Consider the following 22,402-nt stretch of genomic DNA (forward strand, 5'->3'; position numbering starts at 1 on the left):
TCAGCGCCCCAGATAGACTTCGATCACGCGCGGGTCGGCCTGTACCTTGCTCATTGGCCCTTCGGCCAGTACGGAACCTTCATGCAACACCGTCACCTTGCCGTCACCCGCGATCTGGTTGACGAAGTCCATATCGTGTTCCACCACCATCAGCGAATGCCGCCCGCGTAGTTCGTTCAGCAGTTCCCCCGTGCGTTCGGTCTCGGCGTCGGTCATGCCCGCCACCGGCTCGTCCAGCAGCAGCAATTGCGGCTCCTGCATCAGCAGCATGCCTATCTCCAGCCACTGCTTCTGTCCATGCGACAGCAGACCGGCCGGGCGCCACGCCTCTGGCCGCAGGCGGATCAGATCCAGCGTTTCGCCGATCTTGTCGGCCTGTTCGCCCGTCAGACGCGAGAACAAGGTGGGACGCACGCGCTTGTCCGTCTTCATCGCCAGTTCCAGATTCTCGAAAACGGTGTGCTGCTCGAACACCGTGGGGCGCTGGAACTTGCGGCCGATGCCGGCGTGCGCGATCTGCGCTTCGCTCAACGTCGTCAGATCAATGCTCTGCCCGAAAAAGGCGGTGCCCGTGGTGGGCCGGGTCTTGCCGGTGATGACGTCCATCATCGTGGTCTTGCCCGCGCCATTGGGCCCGATGATGCAGCGCAGTTCGCCCACGCCGATGTCCAGCGTCAGGTCGTTCAACGCCTTGAAACCGTCGAAGCTGACGGTGATGCCTTCCAGGTACAGGATGGCGCCGTGGCTGGTGTCCAGGCCCTTGGGGCTGACGCGGCCATAGCCCGCATCGCCGCTGGGGCCGCCATCCAGCATGGCGGATTCGGAGTGCGTGCTGGTCATGCCTTGTTCTCCTGGAAGCGGGCTGCGATACGACGGGCCAGGCCAACGATGCCGGTCGGCAGGAACAGCGTCACCAATACGAAGATCAGGCCCAGCGCATACAGCCAGAACTCGGGCAGCACGCTGGTGAACCAGGTCTTCAGGCCGTTGACCGCGCCGGCGCCGATGATGGGGCCGATCAAGGTGCCGCGTCCGCCAGTGGCCACCCAGATCACCATTTCGATGGAGGTCTCGGTGGACATCTCGCTGGGATTGATGATGCCCACCTGCGGCACGTACAGCGCACCCGCGATACCGCACAGAACGGCCGACAAGGTCCATACGAACAATTTGAATCCCAGCGGATCGTAGCCAATGAAGCGCAGCCGGCTTTCGGCATCGCGCACCGCCGTCAGCACGTGGCCCAGCTTGGATTGCGTGACCGCGCGCGCCAGGATCAAGGCCCCGGCAAGCGCCGCCAGCGTCGTCCAGTACAGCGCGGCGCGGGTGCCCGGCGCCGTGATGTCAAAGCCAAGAATCCGCTTGAAGTCCGTGAAGCCGTTATTGCCGCCGAAGCCCGTGTCGTTGCGAAAGAACAGCAGCATCGCCGCGAAGGTCAGCGCCTGCGTGATGATCGAAAAGTACACGCCCTTGATACGCGAGCGGAAGGCGAAGTAGCCGAACACGAAGGCCAATACGCCCGGCACCAGCACCACCAGCAACATGGCGTACCAGAAGTGTTCGGTGAAGGACCAATACCAGGGGTACTGCTTCCAATCCAGGAACACCATGAAGTCGGGCAGGTTGCTTTGGTAGACGCCATCACGGCCGATGGCGCGCATCAGGTACATGCCGTGCGCATAGCCTCCCAGCGCGAAGAACAGGCCATGGCCCAGAGACAGGATGCCGGCGTAGCCCCACACCAGGTCCAAGGCCAGCGCGGCCAGCGCATAGCACATGAACTTGCCCAGCAGCGCCACGGCATAGGCCGACACGTGCAGCGCATGGCCTGGAGGAAATACCAGATTCAACAGGGGCAGCAGCGCCAGCAGTGCGACGCCCACGGCCAGCGCCGTCCATATCCGGCCCGAGAACAGGGGGCGGCGGGCCAGCAGGTTCAGATCGGTCAGCGCGGTCTGTTTCATTCAACGCTCCGGCCGCGAGGGGCGAACAGGCCTTGCGGCCGTTTTTGGACAATCAGCACGATGAGCACCAGGATGGTGATCTTGGCCATGACGGCGCCCGCATAGGGTTCCAGGAATTTGTTGACGCCGCCCAGGCCCAACGCGGCGATGACGGTGCCGGCAAGCTGGCCCACGCCACCCAGCACCACCACCATGAAGGAATCAACGATGTAGCCACGGCCCAGGTCTGGGCCCACGTTGCCCAGCTGGGACAACGCCACGCCGGCCAGCCCCGCGATGCCCGAGCCCAGGCCGAAGGCCAGCATGTCCACGCGCCCGGTCGGCACGCCCACGCAATCGGCCATGCGGCGGTTCTGCGTGATGGCCCGCACGAACAGGCCAAGCCGCGTATGGTTCAGCAGCACCCACACCAGGAACACGACGAAGAAGGCGAAGGCGATGATGACCAGCCGGTTGTAGGTCAGGACCAGACCGCCCAGCACGGTGATGCCGCCTGACATCCAGCTAGGGTTGCCCACTTCCACGTTCTGCGCGCCAAACAGGGTGCGCACGCCCTGCATCAGCATCAGGCTGATGCCCCAGGTGGCCAGCAGCGTTTCCAGCGGGCGGCCGTAAAGCCATCGGATGACCGTGCGTTCCAGCGCCATGCCCACCAATGCGGTGACGACGAAGGCCAGGGGCAACGCGGCCACCACATACCAGTCCAGCCAACCTGGCAGCCAGGCGCGGAACAGCGTCTGCACCACGTAGGTGACATAGGCGCCGATCATCAGCAGTTCACCATGCGCCATGTTGATGACGCCCATCAGTCCGAAGGTGATGGCCAGGCCCAGCGCCGCCAGCAACAGCACGCTGCCCAGGCTGATCCCGTAGAACAGGTTGCCCGCCCACTCGATCGTGGCCAGATGGCGGTCGATCTGCTTGAGTGCATTGGCGGCGGCCTCGCGCACGCCGGCATCGGGTTCGGCGTAGACGTCCTCGCGCGCTTGCGTCAACGCGGCCAGGGTGGGGCGGAAGGCGGCGTTGCGGGTACTGCCCAGCAGATCCACGGCGTGACGCCGCTTGGCGGGGTCGGTGCTTTTCAATTCCAGATTGGCCTGTGCGATCAGCAACGCATCGCGCACGGCTTCGTTCTTTTCGGACGCCAACGCTTTCTCAAGCATGGGCAGGCGGGCGGGGTCGCCCGTCTGCTGCAACCGGCGCGCGGCGTCCAGGCGTTCGCCGGGCTTGTCGGAAAACAGGCGGGATCCTGCCAGCGCGGCTTCGATGGCGCGGCGCAGGCGGTTGTTGATGGTGACGGTGCCGCTGCCAGAAGGCAGCTCGACGGCGGCGCCCGTCACGGGATCGGTGGCGCGTGAGCCACCGGTGCCGATCAGCACGCGGCCGTCGGCCGTTGCATAGAGCTGGTCATTGCCCAGCGCCTGCAAGACGGCGGCCGCGTTGGGTTCAGGCAATTGGCCCAGCGCGGCAATCGCTTGCAGCTTGGCGTCGGTGTCGTCGCCGGTCAGCGGCGCCAGCAACGCCGGATCCACGCCGGTTGCCGCCGCGGGGGCGGCCAGCAGCGGCATGGCAAGCAGCCATGCAAGCAGTGAACGACGCAGGAAGTGTGCGATTGCCGCGATGTGCATGGCTGCTGTTCCGCTTAAAGGCCTTGCTTGCTTTCGTTGCCCGGGATGTACGGGCTCCAGGGCTGGGCGCGGATCGGGCCCTTGCTCTTCCACACCACGTTGAACTGGCCGTCCGCCTTGATTTCGCCGATATAGACCGGCTTGTGCAGGTGGTGGTTGGTCTTGTCCATTTCGATGGTGTAGCCATCAGGCGCATTGAACTTCTGGCCGCCCATGGCCGCGATCACCTTGTCCACGTCGGTGGTCTTGGCTTGTTCGACGGCCTGCTTCCACATGTGGATGCCGATGTAGGTGGCCTCCATCGGATCGTTCGTCACGACCGTGCTGGAGTTGGGCAGGTTCTTGGCCTTTGCGTAGGCCTTCCACTTCTTGATGAATTCCTCATTGACCGGATTCTTGATCGATTCGAAGTAGTTCCAGGCCGCCAGGTGGCCCACCAGCGGCTTGGCGTCCACGCCGCGCAGTTCCTCTTCACCCACCGAGAACGCCACGACGGGAACGTCGGTGGCCTTCAGGCCGGCGTTGCCCAGTTCCTTGTAGAACGGCACGTTCGAGTCGCCGTTGATGGTGGAAATGACGGCCGTCTTGCCGCCCGTGGCGAACTTCTTGATGTTGGCCACGATGGTCTGATAATCGGAATGGCCGAAGGGCGTGTAGACCTCGTCGATGTCGCTGTCCTTGACGCCCTTGGAATGCAGGAACGCGCGCAGGATCTTGTTGGTGGTGCGCGGGTATACGTAGTCGGTTCCCAGCAGCACGAAACGCTTGGCGCCACCGCCGTCTTCGCTCATCAGGTATTCCACGGCGGGGATGGCCTGCTGGTTGGGCGCGGCGCCCGTGTAGAACACGTTCTTCTCCAGCTCTTCGCCTTCATATTGCACGGGGTAGAAGAGCAGGCCGTTCAATTCCTTGAACACCGGCAGCACCGACTTGCGCGACACCGAGGTCCAGCAGCCGAAGACCACGGCGACCTTGTCTTGCGACAACAGCTGGCGTGACTTCTCGGCAAACAGCGGCCAGTTCGATGCGGGGTCCACGATCACGGCTTCCAGCTTCTTGCCCATCACGCCGCCGTTGGCGTTGATCTCGTCGATGGTCATCAGCGCAACGTCCTTCAGCGACGTTTCCGAGATGGCCATCGTGCCCGACAGGGAATGCAGGATGCCGACTTTGATGGTGTCTTCGGCGGCGAATACCTGCGGCATCCAACCCGACATGGCCAACAGGCTCACGGCGGTCAGTTGCTTAAGGGCTAGTCTGCGTTTCATGGTGACTCCTGGATGGAATGTGCCGGCTTGGCCGACAGGAACGATCTGAACAACACCCGACAACCTGGACTTCAAAGCAAAAGGCGTGCCAAGTGTCTTCGGGGCCGCATGCCACCGTATGGAGAGGGGGTGTTTACGCGAATGCGTGAGGCCGGCGCGCGGCACGCGGGCCGGAATCAAAACAGTGCCGCGTGCACAAAACAGGTGCGTGGCTTGCCCGTTTGCGGTGCGGGCTGAGCAGGACCGATGCCATCCGGGAAGCCGGTTCGGCCCGGTCCTGTCTGGACTGTCAGAGGGGAAATGAAAAAGCCGGCCAACATGGCACGGCGATTGCTTGGGAATCCGTACTTGTATACAAGAAAGGATTCCAGCATGAATGCCGCAGCAACGCAGAAGCCCCTTGCCGGTTGGACGATTGCGCAATGGCAGGACGCCTACCGCGAAGGCGGGGCTCAGCCCGAAACGCTGTTGGCGGATTACGCCGCCGCGCCTGATGATTCCGGCGACAACGCCTGGATACGACGAGTGGATCGCGCCACGCTTGATGAGCAATTGGATGGGCTGAGGCTGATGCTGGCGGCGGCGGGCGGCGACATGGCTCGCCTGCCGTTGTACGGCGTGCCATTCGCCATCAAGGACAACATCGACGCCGCTGGCTGGCCCACCACCGCGGCATGCCCGGAGTTCGCCTATACCCCGGGCGAGGATGCGACCGTCGTGCAGCGCCTGCGCGCGGCCGGCGCCATTCTGGTTGGCAAGACCAATCTGGACCAGTTCGCCACCGGGCTGGTGGGCACACGGTCACCGCATGGCGCCGTGGCCAACACCTTCAACCCCGACTACGTGAGCGGGGGGTCCAGTTCCGGGTCGGCGTCGGTGGTGGCGCGCGGCTTGGCGGCGTTCTCGTTGGGTACCGATACGGCGGGGTCCGGCCGCGTGCCAGCAGGCTTCAACAACATCGTCGGCCTGAAGCCGACCAAGGGCTGGCTTAGCACCGTAGGCGTGGTGCCTGCTTGCCGCACGCTGGATTGCGTGTCCATCTTTGCCTTGACGGTGAATGATGCGGAACTCGTCGCAGACGTAGCGAGCGGCTTTGACGAGCGCGATCCCTATTCGCGCGCCATGCCGGCCGGCGCGTCGCTGCCGTGGCCCCAGGCGCCCAAGCTGGCGGTGCCCGCCACGCTGGAGTTCTTTGGCGACGCGCAAGCGGCCGCCGTGTTCGATGACGCCGTGCGCGCGTTGCAGGCCACCGGCGCTGAAGTCGAAACCATTGACTTCACGCCGTTCAATGAACTGGCTGCGCTGCTGTATCAAGGCCCGTGGGTGGCCGAGCGCTTTGCCGCTGTGGAATCGTTGTGGAAAACCGCGCCGCAGGTCATTCATCCTGTGGTGCGCGGCATCGTGGAGCAGGCCGCCGGCTACAGCGCGCTGGACGCTTTCAAGGCCGAATACCGCCGTGCCGAACTGACGCGCCAGATCCATCAGGCGTTGGCGGGATTCGACGCGCTGGTCGTGCCGACCTCGCCGTCCATCTACACCATCGCCCAGCTGGAAGCCGATCCGGTCACGTTGAATTCGCGTTTGGGGCAGTACACCAACTTTGCCAACCTGGCCGACCTGTCGGCGCTGGCGCTTCCCGCGGGCATGCGTGCGGATGGCCTGCCTTCAGGCATCACGCTGATCGGCTTGGCGTGGCAGGACCGCGCGCTGGCGCAGTTCGGCAAGCTTTGGCAGGCGCAGCGAGGCTTGCCCCTGGGCGCCACCGGGGCACCCTTGCCCGCGGGTATCGCTGTTGGCCGCATGCCTGCCGATACCGTGCGCGTGGCGGTGGTGGGCGCGCATCTGACGGGCATGCCGCTGAATCATCAACTGACGTCGCGCCACGCGGTGTTGGCCGAGAAAACGCGCACGGCCGCCGACTACCGGCTGTACGCCCTGGCCAACACCACACCACCCAAGCCAGGGCTTGTGAAGTCCGAATCCGGCGCACCCATCGATGTCGAGTTGTGGGACGTGCCGGTGACGGCGTTTGGCGCCTTCGTCGCCGAGATTCCCGCGCCGCTGGGCATAGGCACCTTGGAGCTTGAGGACGGCCGCCAGGTCAAGGGATTCATTTGCGAGCCGCGCGGCCTGAACGGCGCGCGGGACATCACCGCCTTCGGCGGCTGGCGCGCATATATCGCCAGCCTGAACGCCACCCCCCGATAACCGCCAGACCCCTGGGAGCCGCATCGTGTTCGATACCGTTCTGATTGCCAATCGTGGCGAAATCGCCGTTCGCGCCATCCGCACCCTCAAGCGGTTGGGTATTCGCAGCGTGGCGGTGTATTCCGACCCTGACCGCAACGCCGCGCATGTGCGCGAAGCCGATGTGGCCGTCGCGCTGGGCGGCGAGAAAGCCGCCGACAGCTATCTGCGCATGGACCTGTTGCTGGCGGCTGCGCGCGAACACGGCGCGCAGGCCATCTATCCGGGCTATGGGTTTTTGTCTGAAAGCGCGGAGTTCGCCGATGCCTGCGAAGCGGCGGGCATCGCTTTCGTCGGCCCGACGCCTTTGCAGATCCGCGAGTTCGGCCTGAAGCACCGGTCGCGCGAACTGGCCGCCGAAGCCGGCGTGCCCATGACGCCCGGAACGGGCCTGCTGGCCAGCCTGGGCGAAGCGCTGTCCCAGGCCGAGCGCATCGGCTATCCGGTCATGCTCAAGAGCACGGCGGGAGGCGGAGGCATTGGCTTGTCGCGTTGCGAGAACGAAGCCGAACTGACCGTCGCGTTCGACAGCGTGCAGCGCATGGGTGAACACTTCTTCCGCGATGGTGGCGCGTTCATCGAACGCTATGTGGACAACGCACGGCATGTGGAGGTGCAGATCTTTGGCGACGGCGCGGGACGTGTGCTGGCGCTGGGCGAACGCGATTGCTCGGTGCAGCGGCGCAACCAGAAAGTCATCGAGGAAACGCCGGCGCCGCTGCTGCCTGCCGCCACGCGCGCCGCCTTGCTGGCGGCTGCCGTGCAACTGGGTGAATCCGTGAACTATCGTTCGGCAGGGACGGTGGAATTCATCTACGACCCGGCTCGCGACAGCTTCTATTTCCTGGAGGTCAACACGCGCTTGCAAGTCGAACACCCGGTCACCGAAGCCGTCACCGGCCTGGACCTGGTGGAATGCATGCTGCGCGTGGCGGCGGGCGAACCGCTGGACTACGCCGCCATGTCGCGCGCGCCGCAGGGCGCATCGATCGAAGTGCGGCTGTACGCTGAAGATCCGCTGCGCCAGTTTCAGCCGTCTCCTGGCGTGCTGACCGAGGTGTCGTTCCCGGAAGGCGTGCGGGTGGACGGCTGGGTGGCCACCGGCACCGAGGTGCCGGCGTTCTATGACCCCATGCTGGCCAAGCTGATCGTGCATGCCGAAACGCGGGAGGCCGCGTTGGACAAGCTGGCGGATGCGTTGGCGCGCACGCGGCTGCACGGCATCGCCACCAATCTGGACTACCTGCGCCAGATCGTCGCCGATGAACGCTTTCGCGCCGGCAAGTTGTCCACGCGCTTCCTGGAAAGCTTCGCTTACCGGCCTGCCGCGATTGAAGTGGTGCAAGCCGGAACCTATACCAGCGTGCAGGACTATCCCGGGCGCGCGGGCTATTGGGACATCGGCGTGCCGCCGTCTGGCCCGATGGACGACTACGCTTTTCGCGTGGCCAACCGCATTGTCGGCAACGCGCCGGATGCCGCAGGCATCGAAGCCACGCTGATCGGTCCCACGCTGCGTTTTCATGGCGACGCCATCGTGGCGTTGACGGGCGCCGAGTGCGCTGCCACGCTGGACGGCGAGCCGGTGCCGATGTGGCAGCCCATTGCCGTGCGTTCGGGGCAGGTGCTGGCCACCGGCCGCGCGCTGTCGGGCTGCCGCAGCTACCTGGCCGTGCGCAACGGCCTGGACGTCCCGGTCTATCTGGGCAGCCGGTCGACCTTCGCGTTGGGGCAGTTCGGCGGACATGCCGGTCGCACGCTGCGCGTCGGTGACATGCTGCCGGTCGTGCGCCCCGAACTTGCCGGCAGTGCGGCAACCCCGCCCGTGGCGGAACCGCAGGCAGCCGCGGCGGACTTGATTCCCGTGTATGGCAACACCTGGGAAATCGGGGTGCTGTACGGCCCCCATGGCGCACCGGACTTTTTCCAGCCTGAATCCATGGACACCTTTTTCTCGGCCGACTGGGAGGTGCACTACAACTCCAACCGGCTGGGCGTGCGCCTGATCGGCCCCAAGCCGACGTGGGCGCGTGAGAATGGTGGCGAAGCGGGACTGCATCCCTCAAACATTCATGACTGCGAATACGCCATCGGCAGCATCAATTTCACGGGCGACAGCCCCGTCATCTTGACGCGGGACGGCCCCAGCCTGGGCGGCTTCGTCTGCCCGGTTACCATCGCACGCGCCGAGCTATGGAAGGTGGGGCAGGTCAAGCCGGGTGACCGCATCCGCTTTGTGCGTATCGATTATCCGCAGGCCGTTGCACTGGAGGCCGCTCAGGATCAAAGCGTTGCGGCCTTGTCGACGGTGGCGCCCGCCGCCACCGAACCATCAGCGGTGCCGGCCACGGTGTCCGAAACCATCATCGCAGCCTTGCCCGCCGCAGGGGCGCGTCCCTCCGTGTCGTACCGCCAAGCCGGTGACGGCTACCTGTTGCTGGAGTATGGCGACAACGTGCTGGACTTGGCGTTGCGCATGCGTATCCATCTGCTGATGGAAGCCCTGAACGCCGCGCCCATTGCTGGCGTGCAGGAGTTGTCGCCGGGCGTGCGGTCGTTGCAGATCCGTTACGACAGCCGGTTGATCCTGCAAGGCGCGCTGATTGCCCGCTTGCTGAAAATCGAGGAAAGCCTGGCCGATGTCGCCACGCTGAAAGTTCCCACGCGCGTTGTCTATCTGCCGATGGCCTTCGAGGACTCGGCCACGCTGGGCGCCGTGCAGCGCTATCAGGAAACCGTGCGCGCCAACGCGCCGTGGCTGCCGAACAATGTGGACTTCATCCAGCGCATCAATGGCCTGGGCAGTCGCAACGACGTCCGGAATATTGTGTTCGACGCCAGCTACCTGATCATGGGCCTGGGCGACGTTTATCTGGGGGCGCCTTGCGCGGTGCCGATCGATCCGCGCCATCGCCTGCTGACCTCCAAGTACAACCCCGCGCGCACGTTCACGGCCGAAGGCACGGTGGGGATCGGCGGCGTCTACATGTGCATCTATGGCATGGATTCGCCTGGCGGCTATCAGTTGGTCGGCCGCACCTTGCCGATCTGGAACAAATTCCTGAAGAACCCCGTGTTTCAGGAAGGCAAGCCCTGGCTGCTGCGCTTCTTCGATCAAGTGCGTTTCTACCCGGTGACGGAAGCCGAACTGGACGTGCTGCGCGAAGACTTCCGCGAAGGCCGGGCCACGGTTCGCATCGAGGAAGAAGTGTTCGACTTCGCCGCGCATCAACGCTTTCTGGCGGAACAGGCAGACAGCATCGCGGTCTTCCAGACTCGTCAGAAAAGTGCGTTCGACGCCGAGGTGGCCCTGTGGAAAACCGAGGATGTGGTGGTGGAGTCCGCGGCCGCCGAATTGGAATCCGAAGCCGACGTTGCGCTGCGCGAAGGCGAACGGCTGGTCAGCGCGGATATGTGCGGCAACGTCTGGAAGATTCCGGTCCAGGTGGGGCAGAGCGTATCCGCTGGCGACACGCTGGTCGTTGTCGAGGCCATGAAGATGGAACTGTCCGTCATCGCGCCTGCCTCCGGCATCGTCACTGCGATTCGCTGCGTGCCGGGCAAGCCCGTCAACGCGGGCGATCCGCTGATTGTGCTGGCTGAAGACGCCACCTGCCCCGTGGCCGGATGATGCGTCTGGAATCCGTTCAAGTCAGCCCGGCCATGCGGCAGGCGCCGGCGCTGGCGGGATCGCTGGCCGATCAGGTCTACCAGCGCATCAAGGACGACCTGTTCGACTTTCGCATGCTGCCGGGTGAACGCTTCACCGAAGCCGACCTGGTGGCGCGGCTGGGAGTCAGCCGCACGCCGGTGCGGCTGGGCCTGGTCCGATTGGAGCGCGAAGGATTCGTGCTGGCTCGGCCACGCAGCGGCTGGCAGGTAAGGCCGTTTGACTTTGAACGTTTCGAGGCACTGTACGACGTGCGCGTGGTGCTGGAGCAGGCGGCTGTGGATAAGCTGTGTGTGCGTGAAAACATGGATGAAACCGGCATGCTGGGCGCGTTGACGGACGTGTGGCTAGTGCCGCCGCCCCAGCGCATCCTGGACGGCCGGCTGGTGGCTCAGCTGGACGAGGCGTTCCATTGCTCGCTGGTGGCGGCCGCCGGCAATCCGGAGATGGCGCAAATCCACCGGGACGTCACCGAGAAGATCCGCATTGTGCGGCGGCTGGATTTCACCAAGGATTTCCGCGTGGACGCGACTTACGACGAACACGCCGCGATCCTGCGCGCCGTGTTGGCCCGGCGCAGCGACGAGGCGGCGCGCATGCTGCGCTCGCACATCGACATGAGCAAGGCCGAGGTGCGCAAGATCACGCTGCATATGCTGCATGAGGCGCGTGAGAGGGGAGGGGCATGATGGGTTGCGCGCGCTGAAGAATCGCGTTCATGTTCATGGCATCCCGCGCTTCACCCATCCTACAAGGCACGACTGTCCCTCGTAGGATGGGTGAAGCGCGAGAAACTCTGAAGAAAAAAATCCCTGGTCAACGCGCGCAACCCATCAGCCCATCACCCCATTAACCCGCCAGCCCGTCAGCCCATCAGTCCGTCAACCCATCACCCGATCAGCCCGCCAGCCCGTCACCCGATCAGCCCGCCAGAGCCCGCCAGCCCATCAGCCCATCAGCCCGCCACCCCGTCACCCCGTCACCCAGTCACCCCATCACCCAGTCACCCCATCACCCCATCACCCTCACCCTCACCCTCACCCTCACCCTCACCCTCACCCTCACCCCTGCAACTGCTTATAAACCTCTTGCGACACTCTCTGTAGTTCGTCCCGGCTGACCGCGCCTGACAAGGCATAACCGAACTGCCCTTCGACCCAATAAAAAACGCGGACGGGGCCTTCCTGTGTGAATTGAAAGGCGTTTTGTTCGCCTGTGGCCTCGCGGGTGACATAAAGCGTCAGCCGTTGTCCGTCCGCCGCGCCGTACATGAAAAGCGCCACCGGTCCCGCGCCGCCTGGCAACAGGCGGCCGCCCACCAATTCATAGCCTACCTGCGACAACGACGGCGCACGTACCGGTGCGCCCATGCGTTTGGTCAGCCAGGTGACCAGGCCTTTTTCATTGTCGGCGCTGACCTCAACGGGGCGCCCCATGTCGGGCGCATAGACGGCATGGGCGATGGCGGCGCGCTGGGCGTAGCCGCCGGCCGCGCGATCCGGGCTGGCGGTGGCCAACACGGTCTGCAAATGGCGGGCATCCATCGCGCCGCGGGTCATCCAGGCGGCGCTGGCGCTGATCGCGGCGATCACCACGCTGGCGGCCACGCCACGCCACGGAAAATGACGGGCAGGAGCCGTCAGCGGTAGGCGCAGCGGCAGCGGTTCGTCCAGCACCGGGTCCAACAGAGCGTGCAGCGCGCGGCGTTGCGCCTGCCAATCGTGGACGCGGGCCTGATCCTGCGGATGCGTCGTCAGGAAGGCATCGACTTCGGCGTGGCGGGCAGGGGAAAGCTGGCCGTCCGCATAAGCATGCAGATCGGCTTCGGTGATGGGGGTGCCCGTGTTGGGAACTGGATGGAGGTGTTTGTCGTTCATATCATTTCACGCGATGCAGCCGGCTGACCGTGTCGCGCCCCTGCATCAGCGCACCCAGTTTTTCACGGGCACGCGACAGCCGGGACATGACCGTGCCGGCGGGCACGCCCAGCACCTGGGCGGTTTCCTGGTAGGACAGGTCTTCCACGCAAATCAGCAACAGCACTTCCCGCTGCTCGGCCGGCAGGGCTTGCAGGCAGCGGTCCAGGTCGCGCACCTCCAGGTGGTCGGTCTGCGTGGCGCGCACCGGCACGTCGGGCATGTCGCCCGTGGCGGTTTGATCCGCCCGCCGATTGTTGGCGCGCACGCCGTCGATGAAATGGTTATGCATGATGCCGAACATCCAGGCGCGGAGTTCGCCGCGCCGTTGCCATCGCGAATAGCGGCTCCATGCGCGCTCCAGCGTGTCCTGAACCAGGTCGTCGGCCCGGTGAAGGTCACCCGTCAGCCCCCGGGCGTAACGCCGCAGGCTGGGGATGCAGGCCAGGATCAGGGCTTCGTCTTCGGCGCGCATGGTTTGAAACGGATGCTCGGGTCAGGCCGCTTCAGGGCTTGATGACGTGCCAGACATCCTTGAAGTTGTCGCCCGTCTTGTCGCCCGGCTTCGTGTCCTTGGCGAACAGGTAGACAGGCTTGCCCTTGTGGGCCCATTGCTTGGAGCCGTCGTCACGGGTAATGATGGTCAGGTCGCCCATGGGTTTGGCATCGGCGGCGGCGGTGACCGGGGGCCAGGCCTTGGCGCACTGGTCGTTGCAGGCGCTTTTGCCTGCGGTGTCCTTGTCGAAGGTGTAGAGCGTCATGCCCGCGCTGTTGACCAGGATGCCATCCTGGGTTTTGACGGCCTGGGCGTGGGCGCCGGCCGAGAACAGGGCGGCGGAACCGAGAACCAGAGCGGCGGCGATGTGATTGCGCATGTTGTGCCTCGTAGATAGGAAAGTGGGGGACTGCCCTCTACAGACGCCGGCCGTTGCGGGTTTATTCCCGCCCGGCCAAGAGAATTTGCAAAAGGTCAGCCGACCGGCCGGACAGCGCCGGGCTCGTAACGCATTTCATATTCCAGCGGGGTCTCCTCGACGGGGGTGAAGCCCAACGATTCATAGAGCCGTTGGGCGGGGTTGCCTTTCAGCACGCTCAGGGTGACGGGAGCGCCCTCCGCATCCGCCTGGTCCAGTACGCCTTCCAGCAGGCGGCGACCCAGCCCCTGGCCCTGGAAAGCGGGATCAATCTGAATCTGCACGATGCGCCAGCCGGCCGGGTCGCGGTAATGCTTGAACAAACCGGCGGGGCGGCCGTCCAGCCAGACGATCTGGGCATCGTCGAAGTGGTAATGAATGCGGGCCAGATGGTGCTCGTCGTCCAGCGGTGCGCCGGCCCGTTGCAGATGCTCCTGCATGGTGGACTTGCGCAGTGACAGCAGGAAGGGCAGGTCGTCGTCGGTGGCGGGTTGCAACGCCAGGGTGTGAGTCAGGGACATGGGGTAGGGGCGATGGAGGAAGCGGGTTTGCGTCTGGCGGTCTTGCCGGCCTGATGGATCAAGTTATAAAGCTGTTGCGCCGCCGGCGCCAGTGGCCGGCCGCGACGCGCGATCAGGCCCAGGGTGCGGGTCACGCGGGGATGCTCCAGCTTGACGCTGGTCAAGGTGGCGTGGCCGCCCAGCGGCATGGCCAGTTGCGGCACGGCCGCCACGCCCAGGCCGGCTTCCACCAGGCCAAGCAGCGTCATGACGTGGCTGACTTCAAAGGCGCTGACGGTGCGCTTACCGCTCTTGGCCAGCGCATCGTCGATCAGCAGGCGGTTGCCGCTTTCCTTGGCCACCGTCATGAAACGTTCCTGGGACAGGGCTTCCCAGGACACGCTGCGGCGGCTGGCCAGCGGATGGTCGCGGCGCACCGCCAGCACGAAATCCTCGCGCAGCACCGCCTTGAAATCCACGTCGGGTTCCTGGGTGCCAAAGAAACTGATGCCGAAGTCGGCCCGCCCGGTCACGACGCTGTTCAGCACGGTATTGGCGGTCTCGTCGATGATGCGCACGCGGATGCGCGGAAAGCGTTCGGCGTAGTCCCGGATCACGGAAGGCAGGAAGTAATACGCCACCGAGGGGACGCAGGCCACGGTCACCAGGCCGCCGCGCTGCACCGCCAGGTCCCCGATGCTGAGCACGGCGCTTTCCAGTTCATCGATGGCGGTGCGCGCCCGCTCTAGAAACACCCGCCCGACCTGGGTCAAGGCCACGCGCCGCGTGGTGCGCTCCAGCAGGCGCGCGCCCAGCAGACTCTCCAGCTTATCGATGCGGCGGCTGAGCGCAGGCTGCGACAGGTGCAGGTCTTCCGCGGCGGCGCGGAAGCTGGCGCGCTCGGCCACGGCCACGAAGGCCTGCAATTCCTGCAAATCGAAATTGATGCGTGCCATGCATTAATCCATCCGTAAGTTGCAATTCAAATAATAGCCGGGTCGACGCAGAATGGCTTCCATGGAAACCGTAATCCCTTGCGTACTGATGCGCGGCGGCACGTCGCGCGGCCCCTTCTTCCTGGGCGACTGGCTGCCGGCCGACCCCGCCGAACGCGATCGGCTGCTGCTGATCGCCATGGGCTCGCCCCACGCCTTGCAGGTTGACGGCCTGGGCGGCGGCAACACGCTGACCAGCAAAGTGGCCATCGTGTCGCGATCGACCCGTCCCGATTGCGACATCGACTACCTGTTCGCGCAGGTCTCGGTGGACCGCGCCACGGTCGATACCCGGCCCAATTGCGGCAACATGTTGTCGGGCGCAGCGCCGTTCGCCATTGACGAAGGCCTGGTCCCCGCCCGCCACGGCGTGACCCCGGTACGGGTGCACAACGTCAACACCGGCGCAGTGATCGAGGCCGTGGTGCAGACGCCCGGCGGCCGGCTGACCTATGAAGGCGATGCCCGCATCGACGGCGTGGAGGGCGCGGCGGCGCCTGTCCGGCTGAATTTCCTGGATGCCTGGGGCGCGGTCACGGGCAAGCTGTTCCCCACGGGATGCCGGCAGGAGCAGGTGGACGGAGTCGCCGTCACCTTGATCGACGCCGCCATGCCGATGGTGCTGATGTGCGCCAGCGATTTCGGTCTGCGTGGTGATGAAACCCCCGCCCAACTGGACGGTAACGCAGGCCTGCTGGCCCGCATGGAGCGCATCCGAATCCAGGCAGGCGCCCGCATGGGGCTGGGCGATGTGTCGAACAGTGTCATTCCCAAGCCCGTTCTGCTGGCTCCGGTTGATGCCGTTGGCGCTGGGCCGTTGGCGCTGCGTTCGCGCTATTTCACGCCGCGCGCCTGCCATCGGGCGCATGCTGCGACGGGCGCGGTGGGCGTCGCCAGCGCCTTCCTCATGCCCGGCACGGTGGCACATGCCTGTGGCGGCCCGGCCGTGCAAGCCGGCTACCGCACCGTGCGCATTGAACATCCCTCGGGGGCCATGAGCATCGACGTTGAACTTGACCCTGCCAGCGGTGTCGTGCGTGCCGCCGGTTTGATGCGTACCGCGCGCAAGATCATGAAAGGACTGCTTTACGTGCCTGGCCACTATGTCCTGGCTGGCGCGACGGCCGCGCGCGCGGTCGCCTAGGGGACGAACCACCAAGAGGCATTGAATCCGTCTGATTGTTCAGCCCGAAGCGCCCAATCATCCCGCTATTTCCCTACCGTCGAAGCGGCCCGCCAAGAGGCCCGCAACCCACGACGATCCATCACCCGGAGACAAACCATGAAACACCATTCCATAAAGTCAGCCTGCGCCGCTGCCCTGTTGCTGGCGCTGGCCGCTGGCACTGCGCAGGCCGCCTATCCCGAACGAGCGATCACGTTGATCGTGCCCACTGCCGCGGGCGGCGGCAACGATGTGCTGGCGCGCGTGGTTGGCCAGAAAGTTGGTGAATTGCTGGGCCAGACCGTCATCGTCGTGAACAAGCCGGGCGCGCAGGGCGCCATCGCATCGGACTACGTTGCGCGCCAACCGGCCGACGGCTACACATTGATGCTGGGTTATATCGGCACGCATGGCATCAACCCCGCCTTGCAAAAACTGAACTACGACCCGGTCAAGGACTTCACGCCCATTGGCATGGTGGCCGACTCCCCCACGATCATGATCGTGTCTACGCGCATCCCCGTGCATGACGTCGCGGGCCTGGTGAAATACAGCCGCGAACATCCTGATTCCTTAAGCTTCGCGTCCGCAGGCGCGGGCACGGCGCCTGCAATCGCGGGTGAACTCTTCAATCAGGCAACCGGCGCGCAGATGCTGGACGTGCCGTACAGGGGATCGGCGCCTGCGTTGACGGACACCTTGTCCGGCACGACGCAGGTGATGTTTCCCAGCCTGTTCAGCGTGTACCCGCACCTGAAGTCCGGCATGATCCAGGCGCTGGCGGTGGCGGGCGCCACCCGATCGTCCGCCTTGCCAGATCTGCCCACCTTGGCCGAAGCCGGCGTACCGGGTGTCGACGTGCCGCAGTGGTACGCCATCTTCGCGCCGGCCAAGGCGGATCCGGCCATCGTGGCGACCTTGAACAAGGCATTGAACCAGGCGCTGGCGGACCCGGCCGTGGCGAAGAAAATAGGCGAGCAGGGCGCGGAAGTGCGTAGCAGCACGCCCGCGGAATTGGGCTCGTTCGTGGAAAGCGAGGCAGCGCGATGGAAGCAGTTGGCAGCGTCGCGGCAATTGGCGGCACGGTGATCAGTGCGCGGCGTTTCGGATCGGTTGGCGTCTGGTCCATGCGTGAAACGTCGTGTGCGGCCACGCTTCCGGTTGCGTGACGTAGCCGTGCTTGATCGGGTTCATGTGGACGTATTGGATGCAGGACGAGAGTTCGTCTTCATCACGGATGGCGTGCTCCCAGAAACGCCGCTGCCAGATGCCCCGTTCGCCTTTTCGTCGGGTACTGGAACCGAGGTTGCGACTTTCACGTGGAAGCGCGCGAGAAAACCGCGTCTTTATCCTGCGCCAACGGGTGGAATAGTCGGCGTCGTCCGCAGGCAACCGCCAGATCATATGTAAGTGGTCCGGCAGCAGCACGGCGGCCAGAATGGCGAAAGGCGCCATGTGCTGCTCGGCCCGTATGCAACGCTTGAGCAGGTCGGCATGAGCGGTCAGGTCCTGCCCGGTACGTGAGTGGGCCACGACGGTAAAGAAATAGGTGGCGCCCGGGATGTACAAACGCCGGTAAGAAGTCATGCTTTTCTCCCAAGTGAAATTTGAGCTTAGGAGAAAGGGACGCGTCCTGGGGTGGGGGAGGGATGGATTGGGCACGGTTTTTTTGCCGGCGGCCTGATGGGTTTCGCGCGCTGCCACAGCGGAATTCTTGCCCTATCCCCCCGCGCGCTACACCCATCCTACAGTTCGTAGGATGGGTGTAGCGCGCGGCCAACCACAACAAGAACCCCACCGCGCAACGCGCGCAACCCATCACCCCACCCAACGCCACCAGCCAGGCCCCGTAGGATGGGTGTAGCGCGCGGTCCACCGCAACAAGAACCCCACCGCACAACGCGCGCAACCCATCACCCCACCCAAATGCCACCCCACCAGCCAGACCCCGTAGGATGGGTGTAGCGCGCGGCCGACCACAACAAGAACCCCACCCCAAAACGCGCGCAACCCATCACCCCACCCAACCCCACCAGCCAGGCCCCGTAGGATGGGTGTAGCGCGCAACCCATCACCCCACCCACGCCACCGGCCAGACCCCGTAGGATGGGTGTAGCGCGCGGCCAACCACAACAAGAACCCCACCGCAACAACGCGCGCAACCCATCACCCCCCAACGCCATCCCACCAGCCAGGCCCCGTAGGATGGGTGTAGCGCGCGGCCGACCGCAACAAGAACCCCACCCCAAAACGCGCGCAACCCATCATCCCCCCCCAAAAAGCCCCATCACCCCACCACCCCCCTCAACGCCTCCGCATCGAAATTCTTCAAATTCGGAAACACCAGCCCCAGTTCCTCCCTTCCCGCCCCGAACCACCCCCCCAACGCTGCACCCAATTGATCCACCGCCAAGGTAGGCAGCAGTCGCCCGTTATCGACGAATCCTGGGCCGTCCAGGGCGATCTCCGGGTGCACCCCGTAATAGCGGCCGCCGTTGACCGCACCGCCCAGCACCAGATGATGCGAGCCCCAACCATGATCCGAACCATTGCCGTTGGAACCCAGCGTGCGGCCGAACTCTGACGCCGTGAACGTCGTGACCTGTTCCGCCACGCCCATCGCCGAAAGCGCCTGCTGAAATGCCGCCAGCGACTGCCCCAGTTCCCGCAGCAGCGCGGGATGGGTGTCGTTCAGGCCCGTGTGATTGTCGTAGCCGTTCTGGGACACGAAGAACACCTGACGTCGCGCGCCCAGGGCCTGGCGGGCGCCAATGATGCGCGCCACGATCTTCAGCTGCTGGGCCAATGGCGAACTGAAATCGCCCGGCACCGCCACGTTGGCCAACGCCGCCCGCAGCTGGGTATCGGCGGTGATGGATTGCGCGGCCATGCGCGACAACTCACGTTCCATCAGATGCTCGCGCGGCTGCGTGATCAACTGCCGCAGCAAGGCGGTGCAGGCGCTGGAGCCATACATATCGCGGGTCAGCAGATCGATCCGGGTGGATCCGTTGATGCCTACCCGATAACCCGCCACCTTGCGTCCCGCCAGCAGCACTGTGCTGCCGCCAGCAGTGATGCCGGTGAACGTGGGTTGCGCATTGGCGTTGGTGAACAGGTCGGTCAGCCGTCCGGCCCAGCCCGACGATGCGCCTTCCGGCGCCAGCGCCTGCCAATACGATTGCTGGTCGTTATGGGAGAACAGCTTGGGTGGCAGGGGCACACGGGCGCTGATGTATTCCGCCTTCGTGGTTGGCACCACCAGCGGCCCCACATTCAGCAGTGCCGCCATCTGGCCGCTCTCGTACAAGGGGGCCAGCGGCGCCAGCGCCGGCGCCAGCGCGAACCGCGCACCACCAGCGGCGGACTCCTTGCCGCGCAACGCCGTGGCATGCAGGGCATCGCGCGCCAGCGCAATATCGCCACGCGCGGCGGCATAAGCGCGGTAGGCCGCATCATCGAAGGGAACCAGCGTGTTGTAGGGATCGTTGCCGCCGTACAGAAACACACAGACCAACGCCTTGTACGACGGTGGCGCGGATTGCGCGGCGGCCGCGCCCAGTGCCGCCAGGCTTAGCGCCAGCGGCGTGGCGGCGCCAGTGGCGCCCAAGGCGCAGGCACGCAACAGAAAGGCACGGCGGCCGGCTTCGTGGGATTGCGTCATTTCTGCACCAGATATTCGGGGGCGGCGGCGACCAGCAGGATGGCGGCGCGCACACGGTCGCGCGGCCGGTCTGCTGGCAGGGTGCCGACGGCTTGTGCGATGGCGTCGGCGGTCTGCTTGCTGAATGCATCACCCGCCAACAGCAGCACGACGCGCGCAACCAGTGCTTGTGGGTCATGGGCCAGGGCGACTTCTGGCGCGTAGCGGGTTTGCAGGTCTTCCCAGCCCCGGTCTGCGTAGATGGCCAGAAAGTTCAGATACCCGGCAATGCTGGTTTCATCGGTGATTTGCAACTCAGGCGCCACCAGATGCCGCCGGGCCAGTTCCGTGACAGGTGGTGCGTAACGCGGACGGAAGAAATTGAACACCGTGGCCGACCGCATGGGGCTCTGCGCCAAACGGATGGTGTTGTCCGTCGTGTCGGGCATGGCCCACTCGCCGTTGGTCGACGTGGCGCCGAACGCCCGTGCCCATCCGGAAAAGCGCAGAATGGGTTCGCGCACCTTGCCCCAGGCAGGGTTGCTCAGATCGGGGTTGCGGGCTTCGGGGTCCAGCAGGATGGCGCGCACGACGGCCTTCAAATTGCCGCGTGTGCCGCCGCCGTCGTCATCGAACACCGCAGACACGCGGCCGATGTAGGCGGCTGAGGGGTTGCTGGTCACCAGCCGCTGGATCAGTTGCGTGCCGATGAAGGGCCCCACGTTCGGATGCGCGCAGATGACATCCATGGCGCGTTTCAGCGATAGATGTCCGTCCGTGCCCGGCGGAATCACGGCGCCCAGGAAGCGCTTTTCGGCCATCGAATGGAGCGCGTTATTCAGCGCCATCGGACGCCGGTGGAATTCCACATTGGTTTCCGGCCCGTTGATGTCCCAACCCGTGAAGACCTTGGCCAGCCCCTGCACGTCGGCATTGGTGTAGGTCTCGGCCGGCACCCCGTCGGTTTTCCTGACCGTGCCATCCGGTTCAAGTTGCAGCAGGCCAATGCTGAATAGCTGCATCACCTCGCGGGCATAGTTCTCGTCAGGATGGCGCCCGGTTTTCGGATCTTCCTTGCGGTTGCCGCGATAGGTCAGCATGCAACCCATCGACAGGTTCTTGGTGACGGCCGTCAGCAGGTTCTGATAATTGCCCAGTGCGTGTTCGGCCAGCAGGTCCATGAAGCCTGCGGCGCCGAACAGCGGCCATGACGCCGTGATCGACTGCACGCCCACGACGAAGATCTCGGACAGCGCGAACGCCACCCGCGTGCGCACCTGGTCTTCCGCGCTGATGAATTTGCGCCACAACGTCGATTCCAGGGGCGCGTTGATGCCGTTGCCCTTGAAGGCTTCGGTGTTTTTCTTCTGTTGCAGCAGCCAGTCGAAATGAGTCTGCGAAGGCGCCATGGCCAACTGCGCGTCCAGCCAGACCGCATAGCCGTCGCGTACCACGGCGTCAATCTGGGACGGCGTGGGCCCGAAGGTGGCTTGCGCCAGAAAGCGCGAAGCCTGGCCCGGGGTGACAGTCATCGCAATCCTCTCGTCGAATGCGAAAACCTACGGTACTAAAAGCGCCTGTCGGGCTTCAATACCGTCATTTGGACGAGAGGATTAATTCAAAAGTATGAGATTCAGACCGAACGAGTGATGCCGCCGTCGATGCGGATGTTCTGGCCGGTGATGTAGGACGACGCATCGGAAGCCAGGAATGCGATCAGGTCGGCCACTTCCTCGGCGGTGCCGTAGCGGCCCATCGGGATGCGGACGCGGCGGTCATCTTTTTCGGGCAGGCTGTCGATGAAACCCGGCAACACATTGTTCATCCGCACATTGTGTTCGGCATACTCGTCCGAGAACACCTTGGTGAACGCGGCCAGCCCGGCGCGGAACACGCCAGACGTCGGGAACAGCGCTTCGGGTTCAAAGGTGGCGTAGGTGGAGATATTGACGATGGCGCCGGATTTCTGCTGCTTCATCACCGGGGCGACCAGGCGCGTGATGCGCACCACGTTGAGCAGATAGAACTCCATGCCCAGATGCCAGTCGTCATCGCTGATTTCCAGCAAGGGGCCCTTGGGGCCATGGCCGGCGCTGTTGACCACGGCATCCACGCGGCCCCATTTTTGCAAGGTGGCTTCCACCAGCCGGGCCAGGTCTTCAGGCGAACGGTTCGAGCCGGTCACGCCCATTCCACCCAGTTCCTGCGCCAGGGTCTCGCCCTTGCCGGACGAAGACAAGATGGCCACGCGGTATCCGTCGGCCGCCAGCTTGCGCGCCGCCGCCGCACCCATGCCGCTGCCGCCCGCGGTCACGATCGCTACTTTTTCCGTGCTCATGCCTGCTCCTGTCTATGTTCTTGGAATCGGCCATTGTAGGGGGAGGCTCGCCGATGGACAGGGGTTCCCGAGCCGCGGGCAGGGGCGCTTTTGGGAGGCGCGCAGGCGCGCGCCGCGATCAATGGAAACGGGCCCCGCGCTCCTGGCGAACCAG

At 64.9% G+C, this 22,402-nt stretch carries 18 protein-coding genes; 5 read left to right on the top strand and 13 right to left on the bottom strand.

The features are described 5' to 3' along the window. The 4 genes from urtD to urtA are packed head-to-tail and all read right to left on the bottom strand — an operon-like array spanning position 1 to position 4,860. The gene (gene urtD, locus HV753_RS25235) at positions 1-840 is read right to left on the bottom strand and encodes an urea ABC transporter ATP-binding protein UrtD (RefSeq protein WP_175177326.1); all 840 of its coding nucleotides are present in this window, start codon (positions 838-840) and stop codon (positions 1-3) included. After that, on the bottom strand, positions 837-1,964 hold the full coding sequence (urtC, locus tag HV753_RS25240) for an urea ABC transporter permease subunit UrtC (protein WP_175177327.1): 1,128 nt from the start codon (positions 1,962-1,964) through the stop codon (positions 837-839). The genes urtD and urtC overlap by 4 nt, the downstream gene beginning before the upstream one ends. Next, a complete protein-coding gene (urtB, locus tag HV753_RS25245) occupies positions 1,961-3,592 on the bottom strand; it encodes an urea ABC transporter permease subunit UrtB (protein ID WP_175177328.1) in 1,632 nt (543 codons plus the stop codon). The genes urtC and urtB overlap by 4 nt, the downstream gene beginning before the upstream one ends. Before the next feature lie 14 nt (positions 3,593-3,606). Next, positions 3,607-4,860 carry an urea ABC transporter substrate-binding protein gene (gene urtA, locus HV753_RS25250; RefSeq protein ID WP_175177329.1) on the bottom strand — a complete coding sequence of 418 codons (1,254 nt, stop codon included), beginning with the start codon at positions 4,858-4,860 and terminating at the stop codon, positions 3,607-3,609. 372 nt (positions 4,861-5,232) lie between these two features. On the opposite strand from urtA, the gene atzF reads away from it, so the two are divergent. From atzF to HV753_RS25265, 3 genes are read left to right on the top strand one after another with little or no spacing between them, the layout of a single operon-like run. Further along, positions 5,233-7,068, top strand: coding sequence for an allophanate hydrolase (gene atzF, locus HV753_RS25255; protein ID WP_175177330.1), 1,836 nt, complete (start codon positions 5,233-5,235; stop codon positions 7,066-7,068). Between the two features lie 25 nt (positions 7,069-7,093). Further along, entirely contained in the window at positions 7,094-10,738 is a 3,645-nt protein-coding gene (uca, locus tag HV753_RS25260) for an urea carboxylase (RefSeq protein ID WP_175177331.1), read from the top strand. Beyond that, positions 10,735-11,466, top strand: a complete 732-nt coding sequence (locus HV753_RS25265) for a GntR family transcriptional regulator (protein ID WP_175177332.1) — start codon at positions 10,735-10,737, stop codon at positions 11,464-11,466. Before uca ends, HV753_RS25265 begins: the two co-directional genes overlap by 4 nt. 372 nt (positions 11,467-11,838) lie before the next feature. On the opposite strand, the gene HV753_RS25270 is transcribed toward HV753_RS25265, so the two are convergent. The 5 genes from HV753_RS25270 to HV753_RS25290 all read right to left on the bottom strand — a co-directional run bounded on the left by HV753_RS25270 (position 11,839) and on the right by HV753_RS25290 (position 15,063). Beyond that, positions 11,839-12,654: an anti-sigma factor family protein gene (locus HV753_RS25270; protein ID WP_175177333.1), complete on the bottom strand. Its 816-nt coding sequence runs from the start codon at positions 12,652-12,654 to the stop codon at positions 11,839-11,841. A 1-nt stretch (position 12,655) separates the two neighbouring features. Continuing rightward, positions 12,656-13,168 (bottom strand): RNA polymerase sigma factor, encoded by a 513-nt coding sequence (locus tag HV753_RS25275; protein WP_175177334.1) that lies wholly within the window; start codon positions 13,166-13,168, stop codon positions 12,656-12,658. Between the two features lie 31 nt (positions 13,169-13,199). Beyond that, positions 13,200-13,568: a COG4315 family predicted lipoprotein gene (locus tag HV753_RS25280; protein WP_175177335.1), complete on the bottom strand. Its 369-nt coding sequence runs from the start codon at positions 13,566-13,568 to the stop codon at positions 13,200-13,202. A 95-nt stretch (positions 13,569-13,663) separates the two neighbouring features. Continuing rightward, complete coding sequence (locus tag HV753_RS25285; RefSeq protein ID WP_175177336.1) at positions 13,664-14,128, bottom strand: GNAT family N-acetyltransferase; 465 nt, start codon at positions 14,126-14,128, stop codon at positions 13,664-13,666. Next, on the bottom strand, positions 14,119-15,063 hold the full coding sequence (locus HV753_RS25290; protein WP_175177337.1) for a LysR family transcriptional regulator: 945 nt from the start codon (positions 15,061-15,063) through the stop codon (positions 14,119-14,121). Before HV753_RS25290 ends, HV753_RS25285 begins: the two co-directional genes overlap by 10 nt. A 61-nt stretch (positions 15,064-15,124) precedes the next feature. Here HV753_RS25290 and HV753_RS25295 point away from each other — a divergent pair, with 61 nt between their 5' ends. Next, positions 15,125-16,246: a 4-oxalomesaconate tautomerase gene (locus HV753_RS25295; RefSeq protein ID WP_175177338.1), complete on the top strand. Its 1,122-nt coding sequence runs from the start codon at positions 15,125-15,127 to the stop codon at positions 16,244-16,246. A 138-nt stretch (positions 16,247-16,384) separates the two neighbouring features. Next, complete coding sequence (locus tag HV753_RS25300) at positions 16,385-17,356, top strand: tripartite tricarboxylate transporter substrate binding protein (RefSeq protein ID WP_175177339.1); 972 nt, start codon at positions 16,385-16,387, stop codon at positions 17,354-17,356. Here HV753_RS25300 and HV753_RS25305 read toward each other — a convergent pair whose 3' ends face one another. The 4 genes from HV753_RS25305 to HV753_RS25320 form a co-directional block, all read right to left on the bottom strand. Then, the gene (locus HV753_RS25305; protein WP_175177340.1) at positions 17,357-17,854 is read right to left on the bottom strand and encodes an REP-associated tyrosine transposase; all 498 of its coding nucleotides are present in this window, start codon (positions 17,852-17,854) and stop codon (positions 17,357-17,359) included. Between the two features lie 700 nt (positions 17,855-18,554). Continuing rightward, entirely contained in the window at positions 18,555-19,931 is a 1,377-nt protein-coding gene (locus HV753_RS25310) for a DUF1501 domain-containing protein (protein WP_175177341.1), read from the bottom strand. Beyond that, positions 19,928-21,442 carry a DUF1800 domain-containing protein gene (locus HV753_RS25315; protein WP_175177342.1) on the bottom strand — a complete coding sequence of 505 codons (1,515 nt, stop codon included), beginning with the start codon at positions 21,440-21,442 and terminating at the stop codon, positions 19,928-19,930. Before HV753_RS25315 ends, HV753_RS25310 begins: the two co-directional genes overlap by 4 nt. Before the next feature lie 101 nt (positions 21,443-21,543). Beyond that, on the bottom strand, positions 21,544-22,248 hold the full coding sequence (locus tag HV753_RS25320; protein WP_175177343.1) for an SDR family oxidoreductase: 705 nt from the start codon (positions 22,246-22,248) through the stop codon (positions 21,544-21,546). Positions 22,249-22,402: the final 154 nt, after the last annotated feature.

The organism is Achromobacter pestifer (assembly GCF_902859625.1).
Lineage (GTDB): Bacteria > Pseudomonadota > Gammaproteobacteria > Burkholderiales > Burkholderiaceae_B > Achromobacter > Achromobacter pestifer.